This window comes from Streptomyces sp. NPDC006733, from assembly GCF_040636125.1.
In the GTDB taxonomy this organism is placed as follows: domain Bacteria; phylum Actinomycetota; class Actinomycetes; order Streptomycetales; family Streptomycetaceae; genus Actinacidiphila.
The window spans coordinates 141174-164234 of record NZ_JBEYJD010000005.1; the positions used below are offsets into that span (position 1 = coordinate 141174).

A 23061-nucleotide genomic window follows, 5' to 3' on the forward strand; every position below is an offset into this window, starting at 1 on the left:
ATGACCGTGACCATCGTGGACACCGCCGGCACCGCAGACACTGCGGGCACCGTGGCCCCTGCGGGCACCGTGGCCCCCGCGGGCAACCGCACCGACCGCCCCGCCGACACCGCGCACCTGCTGCACGAACTGCTCGACACGACGGCGGCCCGGCAACCGCGGAGCATCGCCGTACGCGACTCCCGCGACGCCTGGACCTGGGAGAACCTGGTCCAGCAGAGCCACATGATCGCCGGCTGGCTGCGCGAGCAGGGGGTCGGTTCCGGGGACCGCATCGTCGTACGCCTGCCGAACGTCCGCGAGATGGTGGCGCTGCTCTACGCCGCCTCCCGGATCGGGGCGGCGCTCGTGCCGATCAGCGCCGAGATGAAGGAGTTCCACCTCAAGGCCGTCATCGCCAACTGCGAGCCCAAGGCGGTCGTGGTCGTGGACGGCCTGGCGGACGGCGTCCAGGCGCTGACGGAGGTGCCCGTGCACGAGGTCGGCGCCATCTGGGCCGCCGCCACCGACACCGAGGTGCGCATCGCCCCCGCGCAGACGTCGGTCGACTCCCCTGCCGTCCTCATCTACACCTCCGGCAGCACCGCCACCCCGAAGGGCATCGTCTGCCCGCACGCGCAGATGTCGTTCGCCGCCGACGCGATCAACCAGGTGCTCGGCTACCGCGCGGACGACGTCGTCTTCTGCCGCGTCCCGCTCTCCTTCGACTACGGCCTGTTCCAGGTGCTGCTGACGTGCCTGTCGGGCGCCGAACTGGTCCTCGCCGACGGGGAGGCCGACCCCAAGCTGCATATCCTCATCCGCGAGACCGGCGCGACGATCCTGCCCCTCGTCCCCTCCCTCGGCGGACCCCTGATCCGGCTCGCCGAGCGCGACCCGCGCCCGACGAAGCTGCGGATGTTCACCAGCACCGGCGCCGCGCTGGAGCAGCGGATCATCGACGGGCTGTGGCGCTGCTTCCCCGACGCCCGTGTCGTGCGGATGTACGGCATCTCGGAGTGCAAGCGGATCACCGTCATGCCGCCCGAGGAGGACCGCACGCGGCCCGGCTCGTCCGGCCGCCCGCTGCCCGGCACCCAGGTGACCATCCTCGACGAGGAGGGCAACCCGGTCCCGGCCGGCAGCAGCGGTGAGATCACCGTCACCGGCCCGAACGTCATGGCCGGCTACTGGCGGCTGCCCGAGATCACCGCCCGCACCTTCCGCACCGACCCGGAGACGGGCGTCACCCGCCTGCACACCGGCGACTACGGCTCGCTCGACGCGGACGGCTACCTGTACTTCGAGGGCCGGCGCGACGACATGTTCAAGCGGAAGGGCATGCGGGTCAGCACCATCGAGATCGAAGCCGCCGCCATGGACATCCCCGGGGTGCGCAACGCCGCCGCCCTCAAGCCGACCGCCGACCGCGACCTGCTGCTCTTCGTCGCCGCCGACCTGCCGCCGCAGACCGTGCTGCGGGAGCTGGCGCAGCGGCTGGAGGCCGTGAAGGTCCCCTCGCTGTGCAAGGTCATCGACGACTTCCCGCTGACCGCCAACGGCAAGAACGCCAAGCAGCAGCTCGAAGCGCTGCTGGCGGCGGAAGAGCTGGCCGCCGGATGACCGTCACCGAGACCGGAACCGTCACCGAAGCCGTCACCGAAGCCACGGCTGTCCGCGTGACCGACGAAGAGCTGGTCGCGCGGTACGGCTCACCGCTCTACGTCTACGACCTGGACCGCGTCATCGCCGCCCGCGACGATCTCCGGGACGCCCTGCCGGAGCCGTTCACCCTCTTCTACTCCCTCAAGGCCAACCCGCACCCCGGCCTGGTCCGCGCCCTCGGCGAGGGCGACCGGCCATGCCGCGCCGAGGTGTGCTCGACCGGCGAGCTGGCGTCCGCGCTGGAGGCCGGCCACAGCGCCGACCGGATCCTGTACTCCGGCCCCGGCAAGACCGCGGAGGAGATCTCCGCCGCGCTCACCGCCGGCGTCCGTACGTTCTCCGTCGAGTCGCTCGGCGACCTGCGGCGGCTGGGCGTGCGGGCGGTGCTGCACGGCACCACCGCCGACGCCCTGATCCGCGTCAACAGCGCGGCGGCCGCGGCCACCACCAGCATCCGGATGACCGGCACGCCCTCGCAGTTCGGCTTCGACGCCGAGGGCCTGAGCGAGCTGCTGCCGGAGATCCGCGCGGTGGAGGGGATCCGGGTCGCGGGCGCGCACTTCTTCCCGCTCAGTAACTCCAAGGACGAGGCGAGCCTGATCGCCGAGTTCCAGGAGACCATCCGGGGCGCGGCACGCCTGGAGGCCGAACTCGGCACGCCGCTGCGCCTGCTGGACATCGGCGGAGGCTTCGCCGCCCCGTACTCGGTGCCCGGCGAGCGGCCCGTCTACGGCGAGCTGCGCGCGGAGCTGGAACGGACCCTCGACGAGCACTTCCCGCGGTGGCGGCAGGGCGTCCCGGAGATCGCCTGCGAGTCGGGGCGCTACCTGGTCGGCGACAGCGGGCGGCTGCTGACCACGGTCACCAACGTCAAGCAGAGCCGCGGCCGGACCTTCGCGGTGCTGGACGCGGGCATCAACACCCTCGGTGGGATGGCGGGCCTGGGCCGGCTGCTGCCCCTGTCGGTCGAGCCGAAGGCCGGGAGCGGCGACGGTGCGGCGGAGGAGATCGTCGTCACGCTCGCCGGTCCCCTCTGCACCCCCGGCGACCTGCTCTCCCGGTCCGCCCGCATGCCCCTCCCACACCCCGGCGACGTGATCGCCGTGCCCAACGTGGGCGCGTACGGGCCCACCGCGAGCCTGCTGCTGTTCCTCGGCCGCCCCGCACCGGCCGAAATCCTGCTCAGAGCCGGTGAAGTGACGTCGGCGTCGCGCCTGATCTCTTCCCGCGCAGAAATCGACACTGGAGTTCAGTGATGAGCGAGTCCGCATCCCACGAGTCCACCGCAGACGGCTCCGCCGTCGATCCGGCCGACCGGGCCGAACCGGTCGATCTGGCCGGGCTGGCCGGCCTGACCGAGGCGGAGCAGTACCGACGCCTCCTCGCGGTGGTCCGTAGGGAGGCGGAAGCGGCGCTGCGCAAGGCCGGTCGGGAGGGGCGGATCCCTCTCGACCTGTCGCAGCCGTTCCTGCTGCTCGGCTTCGACTCCCTGGCCGTCGTCGACCTGCACCGCAGGCTCAGCGACGCGACAGGGCTCGACCTGCCGATCACCATCGCCTTCGACCACCCGACGCCGACCGCGCTGGCCAGGCAGCTGATGTGGGAGAGCTTCGGCGTGCGGTTCGACGGCCGCTCCGACGGCCGGACGGTGACGGGTGGTGAGGCCGGTTCGCGTCCGCAGGACGAGCCCACGGCCTACCCGGCCGCCGGCTCCGACGAGCCGATCGCGATCATCGGCATGGCGTGCCGCTACCCGGGCGGGATCAGCTCCCCCGAGCAACTGTGGGACCTGGTGGTGTCGGGCCGGGACGCCATCGGCACGCTGCCCACCGACCGCGGCTGGGACGTGGAGGGCCTCTACGACCCCGACCCGGACGCCCCCGGCAAGACCTACACGCGCGAGGGCGGCTTCCTCTACGGGGCGGCCGAGTTCGACGCGGACTTCTTCGGCATCAGCCCCCGCGAGGCCGCCTCCATGGACCCGCAGCAGCGGCTGACCCTGGAGACCTCCTGGGAGGCGTTCGAGCGGGCCGGCATCGACCCGGCCGCGCTCCGCGGCTCGGCGACCGGCGTCTTCGTCGGGGCCGAACCGCAGGAGTACGGACCCCGGCTGCACCAGGCGCCCGAGGGCTACGAGGGCTACCTGCTGACCGGCAGCGCCACGAGCGTCATCTCGGGGCGCGTCGCCTACACGCTGGGCCTGGAGGGCCCGACGCTGTCGGTCGACACCGCCTGCTCCGCCTCGCTGGTCGCCCTGCACCTCGCGGTCCAGTCGCTGCGCGCCGGCGAGTGCTCGCTCGCGCTCGCGAGCGGCGTCGCCGTGATGTCCAGCCCCGGCGCCTTCACCGCGTTCAGCCGGCAGCGCGGACTCGCGCCGGACGGCCACTGCAAGCCGTTCGCCGAGGCCGCGGACGGCACGTGCTGGGGCGAAGGGGTCGGCGTCCTCGTCGTCGAGCGCCTGTCGGACGCGCGACGCAACGGCCACCGGGTGCTGGCGGTCGTGCGCAGCAGCGCGATCAACCAGGACGGCGCGAGCAACGGCCTCACCGCCCCCAACGGCCCCTCCCAGCAGCGCCTGATCCAGCAGGCCCTGGCGAGCGGCGGCCTCACCGCCGCCGACGTGGACGCCGTCGAGGCGCACGGCACCGGAACGAAGCTCGGCGACCCGATCGAGGCCCAGGCCCTGATCGCCACGTACGGGCGGGGGCACGACGCCGACAACCCGCTGTGGCTGGGCTCGGTGAAGTCCAACATCGGCCACACGGCCGCCGCCGCGGGCGTCGCGGGGATCATCAAGATGGTGCAGGCGATGCGGCACGAGACGCTGCCGCCCACCTTGAATGTCGATTCACCGACACCGCACGTGGATTGGTCGGCTGGCTCGGTGGAGCTGTTGACGGAGGCGCAGCCGTGGCCGGTGCGGGAGCGTCCGCGTCGGGCGGGGGTGTCGTCGTTCGGGATCAGCGGGACGAACGCGCACGTGATCGTGGAGGAGGCTCCGGCCGAGGTCGGGGTGGAGGGCGTTGCGGCTTTCGCCCTGCCGGTGGTGCCGTGGGTGCTGTCCGGGAGGACGCCGGAGGCGTTGCGGGCGCAGGCTGCCCGTCTGCGGGAGTTCGTGCTCGCCGATGCGGGGCTGGATGCGGCGCTGGTGGGTGCGGCGCTGGCGACGACGCGGGCGGGCTTCGCCCACCGTGCGGGTGTGGTCGCGGCTGACCGTGCGGGTCTGCTGGCCGGTCTGGACGCCGTCGTGGACGGCGAGGCCAAGGTGGGTATGGCGGGGGGCGGGGACCTGGCGTTCCTGTTCACCGGGCAGGGCAGCCAGCGGGCCGGGATGGGGCGCGAGCTGTACGCCGCGTTCCCCGTCTTCGCGCAGGCGCTGGACGCCGTGGCGGTCGCCTTCGACGAGCACCTGGACCGTCCGCTGCTGGACGTGCTGTTCGCCGACGGCGACCGGCTGAACGAGACGGGCTACACGCAGCCCGCGCTGTTCGCGCTGGAAGTGGCGCTGTTCCGGCTGCTCACGTCCTGGGGCGTCCGGCCGCAGGTGCTGGCCGGTCACTCCATCGGTGAGCTGGCCGCCGCGCATGTGGCGGGCGTCTGGTCGCTGGAGGATGCGGCGCTGCTGGTGGCCGCTCGTGGGCGGCTGATGCAGCAGCTCCCGCCCGGTGGGGCGATGGCGGCGATCCAGGCCACGGAGGCGGAGGTCCTGCCGCAGCTCAACGACCGGGTCGGGATCGCAGCCGTCAACGGGCCGACGTCGATCGTCGTCTCCGGCGACGACGAGGCCGTGGCTCAGGTCATCGCGCACTTCGACGCTTTGGGCCGGAAGACCAAGCGCCTCACCGTCAGCCACGCCTTCCACTCCGTCCACATGGAGGCGATGCTCGACGAGTTCCGGCGCTTCGCCTCCATCCTGGAGTACTCGGCGCCGTCCATCCCGATCGTGTCGACGCTGACCGGGCGGGCCGCGACCGCCGCCGAGCTGACGGACCCCGAGTACTGGGTCCGGCACGTCCGCGAGGCCGTCCGCTTCGCCGACGCCGTCACCACCCTCCAGAGCCAGGGCGTCACGACCTTCCTGGAGCTCGGCCCGGACGCCGTGCTGACGGCCATGGGTGCCGAGAGCGTCACCGACGCCGTCCTCGTCGCCACCCAGCGCCGCAGCCAGGGCGAGGCGCAGGCCCTCGTGTCGTCCGTCGCCGCCCTGCACACGCACGGCGTCGAGGTCGACTGGCGGGCATTCTTCGGAACAGGTCCCGCCACCCCGCTGCTGGATCTGCCGACCTACGCCTTCCAGCGGGAGCGGTACTGGCTGGACGACGTGACGGGCTCCGCCGACCCCTCGGCCCTCGGGATCGAGGCGGCCCCGCACCCGCTGCTCGGCGCCGTCGTCGCGGTGGCGGGCACCGACCGGCTGGTGCTCACCGGCCGGCTGTCCCTGCAGACGCATCCGTGGCTCGCGGACCACGCCGTGGGAGACACGGCGCTGCTCCCCGGCACCGGCTTCGTCGAACTCGCCGTGCAGGCGGGCGACCGCGTCGGCTGCCCCGTCCTGGAGGAGCTGACGCTCCAGGCGCCGCTGCTGCTCGACGGCTCCGGCGCGGTCGACTTCCAGCTGGTCGTGGAGGAGCCCGGCCAGGACGGCAGGCGGGCGCTGGGGATCTTCTCCCGCCCCGCCGGGACCGACGACTCCCTCTGGACGCAGCACGCCGAAGGCCTACTGCGGTCCGAGGACGCGGCGGCCACCCGCCCGGCCGGCAGCGCGTGGCCACCGGCCGGCGCACAGCCCATCGAGGTCGAGGGCGCCTACGACCGGATGCGCGAGCAGGGATACGGCTACGGACCGTCCTTCCAAGGGCTGCGCGCCGCCTGGCGGCTGGGCGAGGAGGTCTTCGCGGAGGTCGCGCTGCCGGAAGGCGTCGACGCCACCGGCTACGCCCTGCACCCCGCTCTCCTGGACGCCGCCCTGCACGCCATCGGCATCGACCGGCCCAGCGAGGACGCCGAGCTGCCGTTCGCCTGGACCGACGTCGTCCTGCACGCCTCCGGCGCGACCGCGCTGCGGGTGCGGGTCACCCCGGCCAACTCCGGGTACGCGCTGCGGCTGTCGGACGTGCAGGGCGGCCCGGTCGCCGACGTGGGCGCGCTGGTGCTGCGGCCGGTCGTTGCCGCCGAGTTGAAGACATCCCAGACTGCGGCCGCACGGGATCTCTACCACGTGGAATGGTCCGCACTCCGGGCCGGTGGGACCTCGTCCGACGGTGAGTCGGCGCTGGTGCGCGTGCCCGCACACGTCGAGCCGATCGAGGCACTGACGGCCGTACTCGCCGAACTGCAGACGCTGCTGGCGCTCGACGATGAGCGTCGGTTGGTGGTGGTGACGCGGGGTGCGGTGGCGGTGGTGCCGGGTGAGGACGTGTCGGATCTGGGGCAGGCCGCGGTGTGGGGCCTGATCCGCTCCGCGCAGTCCGAGCACCCCGGTCGGATCGTCCTGCTCGACACCGACACCGACACCGATGAGATCCCTGGTGGGGTGCTGGGTTCGGGTGAGCCGGAGTTGGCGGTACGCGGCGGGTCGGTCTTTGTGCCGCGCCTGGCCCGGACGACGGCCACCGGTGTCCCGGTGGTGTGGCGGACCGATGGCACGGTGCTGATCACCGGCGGTACCGGTGGCCTGGGTGCGCTGCTGGCCCGCCACCTCGTCACCGCGTACGGGATCACGGACCTGCTGCTGACCAGCCGCCGGGGCCCCGACGCCCCCGGCGCCACCGAACTCACCACCGAGCTTCAGGCTTTGGGCGCGAGGGTCACCGTCGCCGCCTGCGACGTCTCCGACCGGGACGCGCTGGCCGCCGTGCTGGAGGGGGTGGAGCTGACCGCCGTCGTCCACACCGCCGGTGTGCTGCACGACGCGACGTTCGCCACCCTCACCCCGCAGCACCTGGCGGAAGTCCTGGCACCGAAGGCGGACGCCGCCGCCCATCTGCACGAACTGACGGCCGACGCGGACCTGGATGCGTTCGTGCTGTTCTCCTCCGCAGCCGCAACCTTCGACGGCACCGGACAGGGCAACTACGCCGCCGCCAACGCCTACCTCGACGCCCTCGCCGCCCACCGCCGCACCCAAGGACTCCCCGCCACCTCCCTCGGCTGGGGCCTGTGGGCACCAGAAACCGGCGGAATGGGCGCAGGGCTCTCGGCAAAGGACGTGGAACGGGCGGCGCGGGCCGGGACCCCGGCGCACAGCGCCGCGGGCGGCCTGGCGATGTTCGACGCGGCCATGGGTACGGAGTACGCCCACGTCCTGGCGCTGCGGCTGGAGTCCGGGGCGCTCGCGCGCCGGGCCGCCGCCGACGGCGTGCCGGCCCTGCTGCGCGGCCTGGTCCGGGCCCCGGCCCGGCTCGCCGCAGCATCGGGCTCAGCGGGCGATGACTCCTTGCAGGAGCAGCTCGGCCGACTTCCCGCGGCCGAGCAGGAACGCTTCCTGCTCACCCTGGTCCGTACGCAGGTCGCGGCCGCTCTCGGCCACTCCGGCCCGGACGCGGTCGATCCCGCACGCGGGTTCGGCACGCTGGGCTTCGACTCCCTCGCGGCCGTCGAGCTCCGCAACCGGCTCGGCACCGCCACCGGCCTGCGGCTGCCCGCCACGCTCACCTTCGACTACCCGAACGCCACGACGCTCGCCCGCTACCTGCGGGAGAAGCTCGTCAGCGACGGGACGGCCGCTGCCACCTCCTCCGCTGCGGCGGCCGTCGTCGCGGCCCGGCAGTCCGTGGACGACGACCCGATCGCGATCGTCGGCATGTCGTGCCGCTTCCCGGGCGGGGTACGCACCCCTGAGGAGTTGTGGGAACTGCTCGCCGCGGGCCGGGACGCCATCACGGACTTCCCCGAGGACCGCGGCCCGAGCTGGTACGAGGCCTACGACCCCGACCCGGACGCCATCGGCAGGACGTACTCCAAGTCGGGGGCGTTCCTGGAGGAGGCGGGCGAGTTCGACGCCGACTTCTTCGGCATCAGCCCCCGCGAGGCCCTGGCCACCGACCCGCAGCAGAGGCTGCTGCTCGAAGCGTCGTGGGAGGCGTTCGAGCGGGCGGGGATCGATCCGGAGAGCTTGCAGGGCACCGCTACCGGCGTCTTCGCGGGGGTGATGTACCACGACTTCGCGCCGCGCCTGCGTGACGTGCCGGAGGAGCTCGCGGGCTACCTCGGCAACGGCGGCCTCGGCAGCGTCGTCTCCGGCCGCGTCTCGTACGCGCTGGGCCTGGAGGGCCCCGCGCTGACGGTCGACACCGCCTGCTCGTCCTCGCTCGTCGCCGTCCACTTGGCGGGCCAGGCGCTGCGCGCCGGCGAATGCTCGCTGGCCCTGGCCGGTGGCGTCACCGTGATGACCACCCCGGACACCTTTGTCGACTTCAGCCGCCAGCGCGGCCTCGCCGCCGACGGGCGCTGCAAGCCCTACGCGGAGGCGGCGGACGGCACGGGCTGGGGCGAGGGCGTCGGCGTCCTCGTCCTGGAGAAGCTCAGCGACGCGCGGCGCAACGGTCACCGTGTCCTGGCGGTCGTCAAGAGCAGCGCGATCAACCAGGACGGCGCCAGCAGCCAACTGACGGCTCCCAACGGGCCCGCCCAGCAGCGCGTGATCCGCCAGGCCCTGGCCGCCGCTTCGCTCACCAGCGGTGACGTCGACGTGGTCGAAGGCCACGGCACGGGCACCCGGCTGGGCGACCCGATCGAGGCGCAGGCGCTGCTGGCGACGTACGGGCAGGAGCGGGCCGACGGACAGCCGCTGTGGCTGGGTTCGGTGAAGTCCAACCTGGGGCACACGCAGGCTGCGGCGGGTGTGGCCGGGATCATCAAGATGGTGCTGGCGATGCGGCACGAGGAGTTGCCGCGCACGCTGGGCGTCGACGCCCCCAGCTCGCACGTCGACTGGTCGGCCGGTGACGTCGCCCTGCTCACCGAGGCGCAGCCGTGGCCGGTGCGGGAGCGTCCGCGCCGGGCGGGTGTCTCGTCCTTCGGGATCAGCGGAACAAACGCCCACGTGATCGTGGAAGAAGCGCCTGTAGAGGCTTCGGCGGAGGGCGCTGCGGCTGTCCTTCTGCCGGTGGTGCCGTGGGTGCTGTCCGGCAAGACGCCGGACGCGGTGAAGGCCCAGGCCGCCCGCCTGCGCGACTTCGCCCTCGCCGACCCCGACCTGGACCTGACGGCCGTTGGCTCCGCACTGGCCACCACTCGCGCGGCCTTCACCCACCGCGCGGGCGTCGTCGCCGCTGACCGTGACGGCCTGATCGCCGGACTGTCGGCGCTGACCGAGGGCGCGAACGCCCCCGGTGCGGTGCGCGGGACGGCCGGTTCCGGGCAGTTGGGATTCCTCTTCACCGGGCAGGGCAGCCAGCGGGCGGGGATGGGGCGCGAGCTCTACGCCGCCTATCCCGCCTTCGCATCAGCTCTGGACGAAGTAGTGGCAGCGTTCGGCAACCAGCTGGAACTCCCGCTCAAGGACGTGCTGTTCGGTGACGGCGAGCGACTGAACGAGACGGGCTTCACCCAGCCCGCTCTGTTCGCGCTGGAAGTGGCGTTGTTCCGGCTGCTGGAGTCGTTCGGGGTCCGGCCGCAGGTGCTGGCCGGTCACTCCATCGGCGAGCTGGCCGCCGCGCACGTGGCGGGCGTCTGGTCGCTGGAGGACGCGGCACGTCTCGTGGCCGCCCGTGGGCGGCTCATGCAGCAGCTCCCGTCCGGCGGGGCGATGGCCGCGATCCAGGCCACCGAGGCGGAGGTGCTGCCCCAGCTCAACGACCGAGTGGGGATTGCAGCCGTCAACGGGCCGACCTCCATCGTCGTCTCCGGCGACGAAGACGCCGTCGCAGATGTCATCTCGCACTTCACGTCCGCCGGATGGAAGGCCAAGCGGCTGACCGTCAGCCACGCCTTCCACTCCCCGCACATGGAACCAATGCTCGCCGAATTCGGCACCATCGCCGCCGGGCTCACCTACAGCGCACCCACCATCCCCATCGTCTCCACCCTCACCGGCCAGACCGCCACCACCGAAGAACTGACCGACCCTGCCTACTGGGTCCGCCACGTCCGCGAAGCCGTCCGCTTCGCCGACGCCGTCACCACCCTCCAAGGCCAGGGCATCAGCACCCTCCTGGAGCTCGGCCCCGACGCGGTCCTCACCGCCATGGCCGCCGACTCCACCACCGACACCACCACCCTCATCCCCACCCTCCGCCGCGAGCACGACGAAGCACAGATCTTCGTCACCTCCCTCGCAACCCTCCACGCCACCGGCACTCCCATCACCTGGCCCGCCCTCTTCGGCACCGGCCACACCCCCGTCGACCTCCCCACCTACGCCTTCCAGCACCAGCACTACTGGCTCGCCGACACCACCACCTCCACCGGCGACCCCTCCGGGCTCGGCCAGGGCAGCACCACCCACCCGCTGCTCACCGCCGCCATCGCTCTCCCGGACACCGACGGTCTGCTCTTCACCGGCAGGCTCTCGCTCGCCACCCACCCGTGGCTCGCGGACCACGCCGTCAACGGCACCGTCATCGTCCCCGGCGCCGCGCTCGCGGACCTCGCCATCCACACCGGCGACCACGCCCACACCGGCACCCTCCAGGAGCTCACCCTCTCCGCCCCGGTCGTCGTGCCGCAGACCGGTGCCCTCCATCTGCGGGTCGGCATCGGCAGTGCGGGAAGCGGCGGCGCAGGCGAGGAGCGGACGCTGTCGGTCTTCTCGCGCCTTGAGGGCGCGGCCGACGACGAGCCCTGGACGCGGCACGCGGACGGGCTGCTGACCACCCACGCCGCCGAGCCCGGCTTCGATCTGGCCCAGTGGCCCCCCGCCGGCGCCGAGGCCGTACCCGTCGACAGCCTGGACGCGCTCTACCCGACCATGGCCGCGAGCGGCCTGGAGTACGGGCCGGTCTTCCAGGGGTTGGGCGCTGCCTGGAGGCTCGGGGACGAGGTCTTCGCCGAGGTCGCGCTGCCCGAGGGCACCGATACCACCGGGTTCGGGATCCACCCGGCGCTGCTCGACGCGGCGCTGCACGGCATCGGGTTCTCCGGGGCCGACAGCGGCGTGGCCGAGCTGCCGTTCGCCTGGTCCGACGTGGCGCTCCACGCCACCGGCGCGACCGCGCTGCGTGTGCGCATCACCCCCGCCACGTCCGGCTACACGCTGCACCTGGCCGACCCGCAGGGCGCGCCCGTGGCCTCCGTCGGGATGCTCGCCCTGCGTCCGGTGGACACCACCGCATCGGCGCACGCCGCCGTCGCCCGGGATCTCTACGAGATCCAGTGGTCGGCCGTGGACGCGGCTCCGGCTGCCGAGGGTTCGGCGGCTGTGGACGAGAGCGCGCTGCTGCGGGTCGAGTCGCGGGCCGATGCCCGCTCCACGGTCGTCGATGTCCTCGCGCGGGTGCAGGGGTGGTTGGCGGACGACTCCCCCGCCGGCTCCGACGCTCGCCTCGTCGTCGTCACCCGGGGTGCGGTCGCCGCACTGCCCGGGGAGGACATCGCCGACCTCGCGCAGGCCGCCGTGCACGGGCTCGTCCGGGCCGCGCAGGCGGAGCACCCGGACCGGATCGTCCTGGTCGACACGGACGCGGACGCCGGTACCGGACAGATACCCGCGACCGTCCTCGCCGCCGACGAGCCGGAGCTCGCCGTCCGCAACTCCCAGCTGTACGCGCCCCGCCTGACCCGTACGGCACCGTCCGCCGCGGCCGAGGCGACCCCCTGGCGCACCGACGGCACGGTCCTGATCACCGGTGGCACCGGCGGCCTGGGTGCGCTCACCGCGCGCCACCTGGTCACCGAGCACGGCGTCCGCAACCTCCTGCTCACCAGCAGGCGCGGCCAGGACGCCCCCGGAGCGACGGAACTCACCGCCGAACTCACGGCAGCGGGCGCCACCGTCACCATCGCCGCCTGCGACGTCTCCGACCGCGACGCCCTCGCAACGCTCCTCAACAACGTCAACAACGCACCGCTCACCGCCGTGATCCACACCGCGGGTGTCGTGGACGACGGGACCGTCGAGTCCCTCTCTCCCGGCCAGGTGGGCACGGTGTTCGGGCCCAAGGCCGAGGCGGCGCGCCACCTCCACGAGCTGACCGCGCACCTCTCCCTGGACGCGTTCGTCCTCTTCTCGTCCACCGCCGCCACCTTCGACGGCACCGGGCAGGGCAACTACGCCGCCGCCAACGCCTACCTCGACGCCCTCGCCACCCACCGCCGTACGCACAACCTCGCCGCGACCTCGCTGGCCTGGGGCCTGTGGGCTCCCGAGTCCGGCGGCATGGGGGCGGATCTGACGCAGGCGGAGGTGGACAGGGTGGCGCGCGGCGGTGCGGTGGCGCTCGGGCGCGAGGCCGGGCTCGCGCTGTTCGACGCGGCACTGGCCGCCGGGAAGGCGCACCTGCTGCCGGTGCCCTTCTCCGCCACGGCGCTGGAGGCGCGGGCGGGGAGCCAGGGGCTGCCGGCCATGCTGCGGGGGCTCGTCAGGGCGCCCGCGGCGCGGCGCGGCACCGTGCAGGCCGCGGCCGGCGTGGCGGCTCCGGAGAGTCTGAAGGACCGGCTGCTCAAGCTCCCGCCGGCCGAGCGCACACCCGTGGTCCTGGACCTCGTGCGTTCCGAGGTGGCGGCCGTGCTCGGGCACTCGGGCGTGGAGGCCGTCGATCCGGCGCGCGGCTTCGGCGGGCTGGGCTTCGACTCGCTCGCCGCCGTCGAGTTCCGCAACCGGCTCACGCCGGCGACCGGGCTGCGCCTGCCCGCGACGCTGATCTTCGACTACCCGACCTCCGAGGCCCTCGCCGAGTACATCCGCGAGCAGCTGGCGCCGGCGCCGTCCGGCCCGGCGGCACTGCGGGCCCTGGAGGCCGAACTGGCCGACCTGGAGGACCGGCTGGTCACGACGACCGGCGACGTCGATGCCACGGACCACACCCGGGTCACCGACACCCTGCGCGCCCTGGTCGCCCGCTGGACCGCGCTGCGCGCCGGAGCCGCCGAGGCCGCGGCCTCCGCCGCCGCGGACGAGGCGGAACTCGCCTCGGCCGACGCGAGCCAGCTCTTCGACATCCTCGACAACGAGTTCGAACACCTCGACTGAACAACTCCACCGATCCGACCCGACCCGCCCGACGTATCCCCGCATGACCCGTTTGAGGAGAGATCCGACATGGTTGTTCAGGACCCCGCACCGACAGCGGCCACCCGTAAGGAGACGGACCTCTGGCTGCTGGAGCGGCTGGTACCGGGATCGGGCGTCAACAACCTGTCCCTGACCTTCGACGTGGACGGTGAGATCGACGCCGCGGCGCTGTCCCGCGCGCTGACCCTGGTGGTGCGCAAGTACGACATCCTGCGCACCGTCTTCCGCACCTCCGAGACCGACCTCGCCAAGGAGGTGCTCACCCCGGACATGATCACCGCGATCGACGTCATCGAGGCGGAGAGCACCGAGGACGACGTCCAGGCCGCCGTCGAGACGTTCGTGGCCGAGCCGTTCGCCCTGGACGGGAGCCCGCTCGTCAGGGCGGCGCGCTTCCGGCGGGCGGGCGGGGCCGGCGACGTGGTGAGCGTCGCTCTGCACCACCTCGTCTTCGACGCGATGTCGACCGTCACCCTGCTCGGCGAGCTGATCAGCGCCTACCAGGCGCCCGACGCGTACTCCACCGTCCCGGTCACCGCGGTGGTCGAGGCGGAGCCGTCCGAGGAGAGCGTCGACTTCTGGCGCGACCAGCTCCGCGGCTTCCGCGGCTGCGACGACGGCCTCTGGTACGGCAACCCGGCGTCGGCCACCCCGAACCTGGCGGGCGACACCCTGCAGTACCCGCTCTCCGACGACGCCCTCGCCGTCGTGGCCCGCCTGCAGCGCGAGCTGCGCGCGCCGGAGGCCGTGATCCTGCTGGCCGCCTACTACCTGCTGCTCGCCCAGCACGGCGCGGGCTCGGACATCGTCGTCGGCTCGCCGGTCAGCGTGCGCCCGCCCGGCCACGAGGGCGCCATCGGCTATCACGTGAACGTCCTGCCGCTGCGCGTGAGGATGGATCCGGCCAAGCCGTTCAAGCGGCTGGTGAACCGGGCCCGCGCGGTCTTCCTGGAGAGCCTCGGCGAGCCCGGGGTGACCGCCGAGTCCGTGCTGGACGAGGTGCGCGACGGCGACTCCGCCTCGTGGCGGAACTCCCTCTTCAACCACCTCTTCAACTACGTTCCGGGCGGCACCTCCGGCACGTTCGAGGTGGCGGGGCACCCGGCGCGGATCCGCGGGGTGGAGAACGGCTTCAGCAAGTTCGACCTCGAGTTCTTCTTCATGCCGGAGCCGGAGGCGGCGAAGACCACGATCCGCGCCGTCTTCCGCACCCAGGTCTTCTCCTCCGCCGAGGTGGCCCTGCTGCTCGCCCGCTACGACGCCCTGCTGTGCGCCCTCGGCGACCAGCTCGACCGGCCGATCGGGGAGGTCTCCGGCTGGAGCCCGGCCGACCACGCCGCCGTGCTGGCGGGCCACCGCGACGGGCTGCCCGAGGCCGTCCTCAGCCCGTCCGCCGCGCCCTTCTCCGGCTACGCGAAGCGTGCCGCCCAGGCCGATCCCTCCCTCCTGACCCGGGCGTTCGTGGCCGCACCCGACGGTACGGAGCTGCCCGTGGGCGTCCGCGGGGAGCTCTGCCTCGCCGACGACGACGTCACGCGTACCGGTGACGTGGCCCGCTGGCTGCCCGACGGGCGGATCGAGATCCTCGGGCGGCTCGACCGCCGGGTGACCGTGCAGGGGCTGGCCTTCGCCCTGGAGGACGTCGACGCCGCGCTGCTCGCGCACCCCGCCGTCGACGCCGCCGTCACGGTCGCCGTGGGCGCGGCCTCCGTACCGCCGGTCCTCGTCTCGTTCGTCGCGACCGCCGGCGGTACCGCGGCCGGTACCGGCCTGCTCGACCAGCTCTGGAAGCAGGTGCGCACCGACCTCCCCGGCCCGGCCGAGCCGGCCCGCATCATCGTCACCGAGGAGCTTCCGACCGTGAACGGTGCTCCTGACCTGCAAGGCCTGCGGCTGCGTGCGGAGGAGCTGCTCCGTACGGAGGCCGCTCCCGAGCCGGTGGACACCACCGAGCTGACGCGTGCGCTGATCGCCCTGTGGAAGCAGTTCCTGCAGCGCGAGGACCTGGACGCGGACTCCGGCTTCTTCACCAGCGGCGGCCACTCGCTGCTCGCCGTCCAGCTGCTGCAGCGCGTCAAGCGCACCACCGGCATCCAGGTGAAGATCCGGCTGGCCGACCTGTTCGCCCACCCGACCCCGGAGAAGCTCAGCGCGTACATCGCGAGCAAGAAGGCCTGAGAAGGCCTGAGAAGGCCTGACCGACGGCAGATACGCCGAAGGGGGCTCGTACCGGTCGCACCGGTACGAGCCCCCTTCGGCGTTGCGCGCGTTGCGTGCTGCGGCCGTCAGCCGACCTCCGCCAGCCACGCCTTCATGACGGTGTCGAAACGTTCCGGCTCCTCGACGTGCGGCATGTGGCTGGACTGCTCGAACAGCTCCCACCGGGCGCCGGGGATGTGGTCCAGGAACGGCTGGATGGTCGCCGGGGTGGCCTCGTCGTAGGCGCCCGAGATGATCAGGGTCGGGACGGCGACGGCCGGGAGCCGGTCGATGACCGTCCAGTCCTTCAGGGTGCCGATGACGTGGAAGTCGTTCGGGCCGTTCATGGTGCCGTAGACCGTCGGGTCGCTCTGCAGCTCCAGCAGCGTGGCGGCGACCTCGCGCGGCAGCGGGTTCGCCCGGCAGACGTGGCGCTGGTAGAAGGCGTACACGGAGCGCTGGTACTCGGGGTGGTCGAACTCCTCGGTGGCCTCGTGGCGGCGCAGGGCGTCGCGGTGCACCGGCGGCATCGCGTCCTTGAGCCCCTCGCAGGCCGCGCGCCACAGCGGCATGGAGGCCGGGGAGTTGGCGATGACGAGGCCGCGCAGCCCGGCGGGGCGCCGGACGGCGTGTTCGGCGCCGAGCATGCCGCCCCAGGACTGGCCGAAGAGCAGGTAGTCGTCGGCGATGCCGAGGTGGGCGAGGAGGTTGTCCAGCTCGTCGAGGAAGAGGTCGACGGTCCAGAAGTCGGCGCCGCGGTCGGGCAGCCGCGTGGAGCCGCCGTTGCCGATCTGGTCGTAGTGGATCACCGGACGGCCGGTGGACGCGGCCAGTTCGGTCATCCGCAGCAGGTAGTCGTGGGTGGAGCCGGGGCCGCCGTGCGCGACCACGAGCGGGGTGCGCCCGGTGTGCAGATCGCCGGTGACCCGGAACCAGGTGCGGTGGCCGCGGAAGGGGGCGGTGCCCTTCTGGGTGGGGGCGGGGAACATCGTGGGGTACCTCACGTCTCGGGTCGGGACGGGTCGGGATAGGACGAGTCGGGTCGGGTCGGGAAACGGCACCGGCGCCGCCGGCGGGAGGCTTCCCGCTGGCGGCGCCGGTGCCGGCGGCCGTGCGACGATCAGGCCCTGGCGGCCTCACGGCGGGAGTTGAGGATGACGGCCCCCGACAGGACGACCGTCCAGCCGGCGAGCACCAGCGCGGCGACGATGGTGCGGGTGCCGTGCAGCAGGGCGCCGTGGCCGATGTCGGCGAGCCAGTAGCTCGGCAGGGTCTTGACGACGGCGGTCAGCCAGCCGGGGAAGCCCGTGGTCGGGAGGAGCAGCCCGCCGAGGAACCCGAAGAGCAGCACGAGCCCCTGGAGGTACATCTGCTGCTGCTCGACGGCCACGTACAGGCCGATGACCAGGCCGAGCACCGCGCACGGCAGGGCCGCGATCCAGATGCCCAGGGTGATCTGCAGCCAGCCGGCGACGGACAGGTGGACGTCCTGGAGGGTGGCGCCCGCGAGGGCCACGAAGAGCGGGCCGGGGAGCGCCACGATCATGCTGACGACGATCTTCGACAGCAGGTAGTTGCGCGGCAGCAGCGGGGTGAGCCGCAGCTGGCGGTGCCAGCCGATGGAGCGCTCGTGGGCGACCCGCGCGCTGGTGTGCATGGAGGAGGTGAAGGCGCTGTACGCGGCGAGGCTGCACATCAGCCAGGCGCTGTACGTGATGCCGTTGGAGTGCGGGATCACCTGGTTCTTGTAGAGCATGCACTCCATGAGGTAGAGCCCCACGGGCAGCACGATCGCGAAGATGATGAAGCGCGGTCCGCGGAGCATCCGCTTGATCTCGATGGACAGGTAGCCGGTCATGCGGCGTCCTCCTGCACGTCCGTCTCGTCGGCGGCGGTCAGCGAGAGGAACGCCTCTTCCAGGCCGCTGGCGCTGATCTCGATGTCGTACGCGTCGGGGTAGGTGGTGAGCAGGGCGCGCAGGCTCTTGTCGGAGTCCTCGCAGTGCAGTTCGACGCGGCCCAGGCGCAGGGCGGCGGCGGTCACGCCGGGCAGCGCGCGCAGGTCCGCCTCCTTCGCGTCGGGGACCGAGGCGCGCAGCACGCGGCCCGCGGTGAGGGCGCGGATCTTGGCGACGGTGCCGTCGGCGGCGATCTCGCCACCGCGCATGAGGACGACGCGGTCGGCGAACTCCTCGGCCTCGTCCAGGTAGTGGGTGGCGAAGACCACCGTGCGGCCGGTGTCGGTGAACTTCCGCATGGACTCCCAGAACTTGCGCCGGCTGCCGACGTCCATGGCGGAGGTCGGCTCGTCGAGCACCAAAAGCTGCGGGTTGCCGATGAGCGCGCAGGCGAAGCGGGCGCGCTGGCGCTGGCCGCCGGAGAGCTTGGTGCCGCGGCGGTCGACGATGTCCTCGATGTTGGCGCGGCGCAGCACCTCGTCCAGGGGCAGCGGCTTCTTGTAGAGGGAGGAGATCATCTCCAGCGTCTCGCGGACGGAGATGTCGTCGATCAGCGAGCCTTCCTGGAGGACGGCGCTGACGAGCCCCTCGCGGACCGCGAGGTAGGGGGCCCGGCCGAAGATGCTGATCTCGCCCGAGGTGGCGTGGGACAGGCCGAGGATCATGTCGATGGTGGTGGACTTGCCGGCGCCGTTGGGGCCGAGCAGCGCCACGACCTCGCCGGGGGCGATGGTCAGGTCGATGCCCTTGACCGCCTGGACCTCGCCGTAGACCTTGCGCAGTCCGGTGACGCGGATGGCCGGCTCGGCGCCGGGAGTCGGCTCGGAAGCCGGTTGGGAAGCCGGTTCGACGGCCGGTTCCGCGGCCACCAGGACCGGCGCCGGAGCCGGTGGTTCCGCCACCGGGACGGTCCCCTCCGCCGTGCCGGCGGAGGTCTTCTCTGTGGTCTTCATGTCACATCCGGATCTGTCGGGAGAGGTCCTGTGCGGTCAGCAGCTCGGCCAGCGCCGTGGCGGCGCCTTCGTCACGCAGCAGGTCGGTGTGATCGCAGTCGAACCGGAGTTCACGGGCCACGGCTCCGGCCGCGCCGTCCGGGTCGGTGGAGCGCAGCCGGTTGAGTCCGCTGAGCGGGCTTCCGGAGCTGAAGGCGACGGCGTCGGTCCACGCGGCGGTGGCCGGGGAGTTGAGCTGGCCGGCCGCGACGACGTAGGCGACGAAGGAGGTGAAGGACTCGGTGAACTCGGCCCGGCTCTCGGCTTCCAGCTCGATCTCGTCGAAGGCGGCCTCGCTGATCTGCCGGAAGAGCCCGACGAGCACCGGGCCGATGTGCCCGAGGTTCTCGGGGTCGGCCTCCAGCGCCTGCCGGGCGGTCTCCTGGGCCTCGGCGACCGGTTCGGCGCCGATGATCCCGGCGAACAGCTCGACGGACTTGTGGAACTGCCAGAGCAGGCCGAAGGCGTTGGCCAGCTCGGGGTCGAACAGGATGAGCTGGGGAGCCCGCTCCTGCCACTGCGCTATCCGGCCGGCCAGGGCGGCGGCGTACACCGCTCCGGCGCAGAAGCCGAGTACGGCACCGACCGGCCGGCCGCTGGCGCGGACGTCCTCGAACCAGCGGTCGAGGTACTCCTCGCCCGACGGGCCGATGTCGGTGGCGATGGCCTGCGGCATCGTCTCCCAGACCGGGTGGCTGGTGGCGGTGAGGCCGACGATGTCGGCGAATCGCGCATCGGGTCGCCCGGTGGCCGTGAAGTCGACGGCGAGGACCAGATCTCCTGGGCCCTTGCCGCCGATTTCCCACCATGCATCGGATTTCTCCACCAACCGCCCCTTCCGTTCCCTGCTGCCCCGTGCACCCGCATTGGGAGTGCTTCCGATGCTAGAAGCGGGTAATTGCACTGAGATCCCCTAGCGGAACCCCTAGCGCCCCCTACTCGTGGCCGGCACCCGCCGCGACCGGTGCCGGGGCCGCCTCGACGATCTCCAGCAGGTGCTCGGCCAGCTCGTCGGGCGTCTCGTACTCGTAGATCACGGCGGCGGAGAGCCGGGCGCCGACGGCCGCGCCGATCCGGTCGCGGAACTCCACGGCGAGCAGCGAGGAGAAGCCCAGGTCGATGAATTCGCTGTCGGCCTCGACCTCCTCGGCGGAGGCGTGGCCGAGCACGGAGGCGGTGACCGTCCGCACCAGGTCCAGTAGCAGCGCCTCGCGGGCCGGTCCGTCGGCGGCGTGCAGCCGCCGCTGGAACTCCAGCGGGTCGTCCGCCGGCTCGTCCACGGGGTCGGGAACGTCCGCCGGGCCGCTGACCGCGCCCGGCCCCGCCGAGGCGCGGCCCGCGGCCGCCAGCCAGTAGTGCTGGTGCTGGAAGGCGTACGTGGGCAGCGGGACGCGGCGGGCCCCGGTGCCGTCGAAGAGCGCGGCCCAGTCCACGGCGGCGCCGCGCATCCGCAGCCGGGCGGCTGCCTCGGTGGCCGCGTGCGGCTCGGTGCGGTCCCGGCGCAGGACGGGGAGGACGGCGGCGGTCGCGGGGGCGGTCAGGCAGTCGCGGACCAGTGCGGACAGGACCGCGTCCGGGCCCAGTTCGACGAACGTCGTGGCGCCCTCGGCCTCCAGGCTGCCCACGGCGTCGGCGAAGCGGACCGTCTCGCGGACGTGCCGCACCCAGTAGTCGGGGCTGCTCAGCTCCTGCGCGGTGACGGGCTTGCCGGTGAGCGACGACACGATCGCGATCGTCGGCTCCCGGTACGTCAGCCCCGCCGCGACCTGCCGGAACCCGTCGAGCATCGGTTCCATCAGCGCGGAGTGGAAGGCGTGGCTGACGGTGAGGCGCTTGGTCTTGCGGCCCAGGTCGCGGACGCGCCCGGCCACCGCCTCGACCGCCGCCTCGGCGCCGGAGACCACGACGGACTGCGGGCCGTTGACCGCCGCGATCCCCACGCCCTCCCCAAGGAGCGGCAGCACCTCGGCCTCGGTGGCCTGGAGGGCCGCCATCGCGCCGCCGGACGGCAGTGCCTGCATCAGCCGGCCGCGGGCGGCGACGAGCGCCGCCGCGTCCTCCAGCGACCACAGGCCCGCGACGTGCGCGGCGGCCAGCTCGCCGATCGAGTGCCCGGCGAGCAGGTCGGGCCGCACTCCCCAGGACTCCAGCAGCCGGTGGAGGGCGACTTCGAGGGCGAAGAGCGCGGGCTGCGCGTAGCCGGTCGTGTCCAGCAGCGCCGCCCCGTCGGTGCCCGGTTCGGCGAACAGCACGTCCTTCAGGGGGGTTTCGAGGTGCGCGTCGAGTGCGGCGCACGCGGCGTCCAGCGCCTGGGCGAACACCGGCTGCGCGGCGTACAGTTCCCGGCCCATGCCGGGCTTCTGGCTGCCCTGCCCGGTGAAGAGGAAGGCGGTACGGCCGCTCCCCTGCGTCTCCTGGAGCACGGCCGGGCCCTGGCCGCCCGCCGCCAGCCCCTCCAGCGCGGCCAGCAGGTCCGCCCGGTTGCCTGCGACGATCGCCGCCCGGTGGCCGAGCTGGGTGCGGGTGGTGGCGAGCGACAGGCCGAGGTCGGCGGCCGACAGCTCCGGTCGGTCGGTGGCCCAGGCGTGCAGCCGGGCGGCCTGGGCGCGCAGCCCGGCCGCGCCCTTGGCGGAGAGCAGCCAGGGCACCGGACGGGGTGCGACGGCTTCCGCGCCCTCCGCCGGCTCGTCCCGCGGTGCCTGCTCCAGGACGACATGGGCGTTGGTGCCGCTGATGCCGAACGCGGACACCGCCGCCCGGCGCGGCCGGCCGCTGTCGGGCCAGGCGCGGGCCTCGGCGAGCAGCTCGACGGCGCCCGCCGACCAGTCGACGTGCGGGCTCGCCTCGTCGATGTGCAGCGACCGGGGCAGCACCCCGTGCCGCAGCGCCATCACCATCTTGATGACGCCGGCGGCGCCCGCGGCGGCCTGGGTGTGCCCGAGGTTGGACTTCACCGAGCCGAGCCACAGCGGCTGGTCCGCGGGCCGGTCCTGGCCGTAGGTCGCGATGAGCGCCTGCGCCTCGATGGGGTCGCCCAGGACGGTGCCGGTGCCGTGCGCCTCGACGGCGTCGATGTCGCCGGTGCTCAGCCCGGCGGCGGCCAGCGCCTCCAGGATCACCTGCTGCTGGGACGGGCCGCTGGGGGCGGTGAGGCCGTTGCTGGCGCCGTCCTGGTTGATGGAGCTGCCGCGCACCAGGGCCAGCACGGGGTGGCCGTTGCGGCGCGCGTCGGAGAGCCGCTCCAGGAGCAGCACGCCGACGCCCTCGCCCCAGCCGGTGCCGTCGGCGGCCTTCGCGAACGGCTTGCAGCGGCCGTCGGGGGCCAGCCCCCGCTGGCGGCTGAAGTCGATGAACGTGTCGGGGGTGGCCATGACGGTGACGCCGCCCGCCAGCGCGAGCCCGCACTCCCCGTTGCGCAGCGCCTGCATCGCGAGGTGCAGCGTCACCAGCGACGAAGAGCAGGCGGTGTCGACGGTGACGGCCGGGCCCTGGAGCCCCAGCGCGTAGGAGATCCGGCCGGAGAGCACGCTGCCGGCCGTGCCGGTGCCGAGGAAGCCCTCGACGCCGTCCGGGATGGACGCCCGGTCCGAGCCGTAGTCGTGGTACATGACGCCCGCGTAGACGCCGGTCCTGGTGCCCCGGACGGTCGCCGGGTCGATCCCGGCGTGCTCGAACGCCTCCCAGGACGCTTCGAGCAGCAGCCGCTGCTGCGGGTCCATGGCCAGGGCCTCGCGGGGGCTGATGCCGAAGAAGGCCGCGTCGAAGTCCCCGGCCCCGGCGAGGAAGCCGCCCTCCTTGGCGTAGCTCTTGCCGAGGGCGTTCGGGTCGGGGTCGTAGAGGTTCTCGACGTCCCAGCCCCGGTCGGTGGGGAACCCGGCGGCACCGTCGCCCCCGGCCGCCAGCAGCTCCCACAGTTCCTCGGGCGAGGTGACCCCGCCCGGGTAGCGGCAGCTCATGCCGACGATGGCGACGGGTTCGCGGGTCCTGTCCTCCAGGTCCTGGATCCGGCGGCGGGCCTGGAGGAGATCGTTGGTCGCCCGCTTCAGGTAGTCGCGGAGCTTCTGTTCCGTATCCGTGGTCATGCGTGCTTCAGCTCC

Annotated in this window: 9 protein-coding genes; 4 read left to right on the forward strand and 5 right to left on the reverse strand. The window is 73.2% G+C overall.

Annotation, left to right across the window (positions count from 1 at the left end):
* From ABZ721_RS07130 to ABZ721_RS07145, 4 genes are all read left to right on the forward strand, one after another.
* Window positions 1-1602, forward strand: coding sequence for an AMP-binding protein (locus tag ABZ721_RS07130; protein WP_358787573.1), 1602 nt, complete (start codon window positions 1-3; stop codon window positions 1600-1602).
* A complete protein-coding gene (locus ABZ721_RS07135; protein ID WP_358787574.1) occupies window positions 1599-2900 on the forward strand; it encodes a type III PLP-dependent enzyme in 1302 nt (433 codons plus the stop codon). Before ABZ721_RS07130 ends, ABZ721_RS07135 begins: the two co-directional genes overlap by 4 nt.
* Complete coding sequence (locus ABZ721_RS07140; RefSeq protein WP_358787575.1) at window positions 2900-13774, forward strand: type I polyketide synthase; 10875 nt, start codon at window positions 2900-2902, stop codon at window positions 13772-13774. Before ABZ721_RS07135 ends, ABZ721_RS07140 begins: the two co-directional genes overlap by 1 nt.
* A gap of 69 nt (window positions 13775-13843) precedes the next feature.
* On the forward strand, window positions 13844-15994 hold the full coding sequence (locus tag ABZ721_RS07145; protein ID WP_358787576.1) for a condensation domain-containing protein: 2151 nt from the start codon (window positions 13844-13846) through the stop codon (window positions 15992-15994).
* A 107-nt stretch (window positions 15995-16101) separates the two neighbouring features.
* Here ABZ721_RS07145 and ABZ721_RS07150 read toward each other — a convergent pair whose 3' ends face one another.
* From ABZ721_RS07150 to ABZ721_RS07170, 5 genes are all read right to left on the reverse strand, one after another.
* A complete protein-coding gene (locus tag ABZ721_RS07150) occupies window positions 16102-17004 on the reverse strand; it encodes a proline iminopeptidase-family hydrolase (protein ID WP_358787577.1) in 903 nt (300 codons plus the stop codon).
* Window positions 17005-17135: 131 nt separating this feature from the next.
* Window positions 17136-17873 (reverse strand): ABC transporter permease, encoded by a 738-nt coding sequence (locus tag ABZ721_RS07155; protein ID WP_358787578.1) that lies wholly within the window; start codon window positions 17871-17873, stop codon window positions 17136-17138.
* Entirely contained in the window at window positions 17870-18925 is a 1056-nt protein-coding gene (locus ABZ721_RS07160) for an ABC transporter ATP-binding protein (protein WP_358787579.1), read from the reverse strand. The genes ABZ721_RS07155 and ABZ721_RS07160 overlap by 4 nt, the downstream gene beginning before the upstream one ends.
* Window position 18926: 1 nt before the next feature.
* Window positions 18927-19790 (reverse strand): hypothetical protein, encoded by an 864-nt coding sequence (locus ABZ721_RS07165; RefSeq protein ID WP_358787580.1) that lies wholly within the window; start codon window positions 19788-19790, stop codon window positions 18927-18929.
* Between the two features lie 109 nt (window positions 19791-19899).
* Entirely contained in the window at window positions 19900-23046 is a 3147-nt protein-coding gene (locus ABZ721_RS07170) for a type I polyketide synthase (protein ID WP_358787581.1), read from the reverse strand.
* Between the last annotated feature and the right edge of the window lie 15 nt (window positions 23047-23061).

Coding starts and splice junctions, on each gene's coding strand:
- ABZ721_RS07130 (WP_358787573.1), top strand. CDS start 1: ATGACCGTGACCATCGTGGACACCGCCGGCACCGCAGACACTGCGGGC.
- ABZ721_RS07135 (WP_358787574.1), top strand. CDS start 1,599: ATGACCGTCACCGAGACCGGAACCGTCACCGAAGCCGTCACCGAAGCC.
- ABZ721_RS07140 (WP_358787575.1), top strand. CDS start 2,900: ATGAGCGAGTCCGCATCCCACGAGTCCACCGCAGACGGCTCCGCCGTC.
- ABZ721_RS07145 (WP_358787576.1), top strand. CDS start 13,844: ATGGTTGTTCAGGACCCCGCACCGACAGCGGCCACCCGTAAGGAGACG.
- ABZ721_RS07150 (WP_358787577.1), bottom strand. CDS start 17,004: ATGTTCCCCGCCCCCACCCAGAAGGGCACCGCCCCCTTCCGCGGCCAC.
- ABZ721_RS07155 (WP_358787578.1), bottom strand. CDS start 17,873: ATGACCGGCTACCTGTCCATCGAGATCAAGCGGATGCTCCGCGGACCG.
- ABZ721_RS07160 (WP_358787579.1), bottom strand. CDS start 18,925: ATGAAGACCACAGAGAAGACCTCCGCCGGCACGGCGGAGGGGACCGTC.
- ABZ721_RS07170 (WP_358787581.1), bottom strand. CDS start 23,046: ATGACCACGGATACGGAACAGAAGCTCCGCGACTACCTGAAGCGGGCG.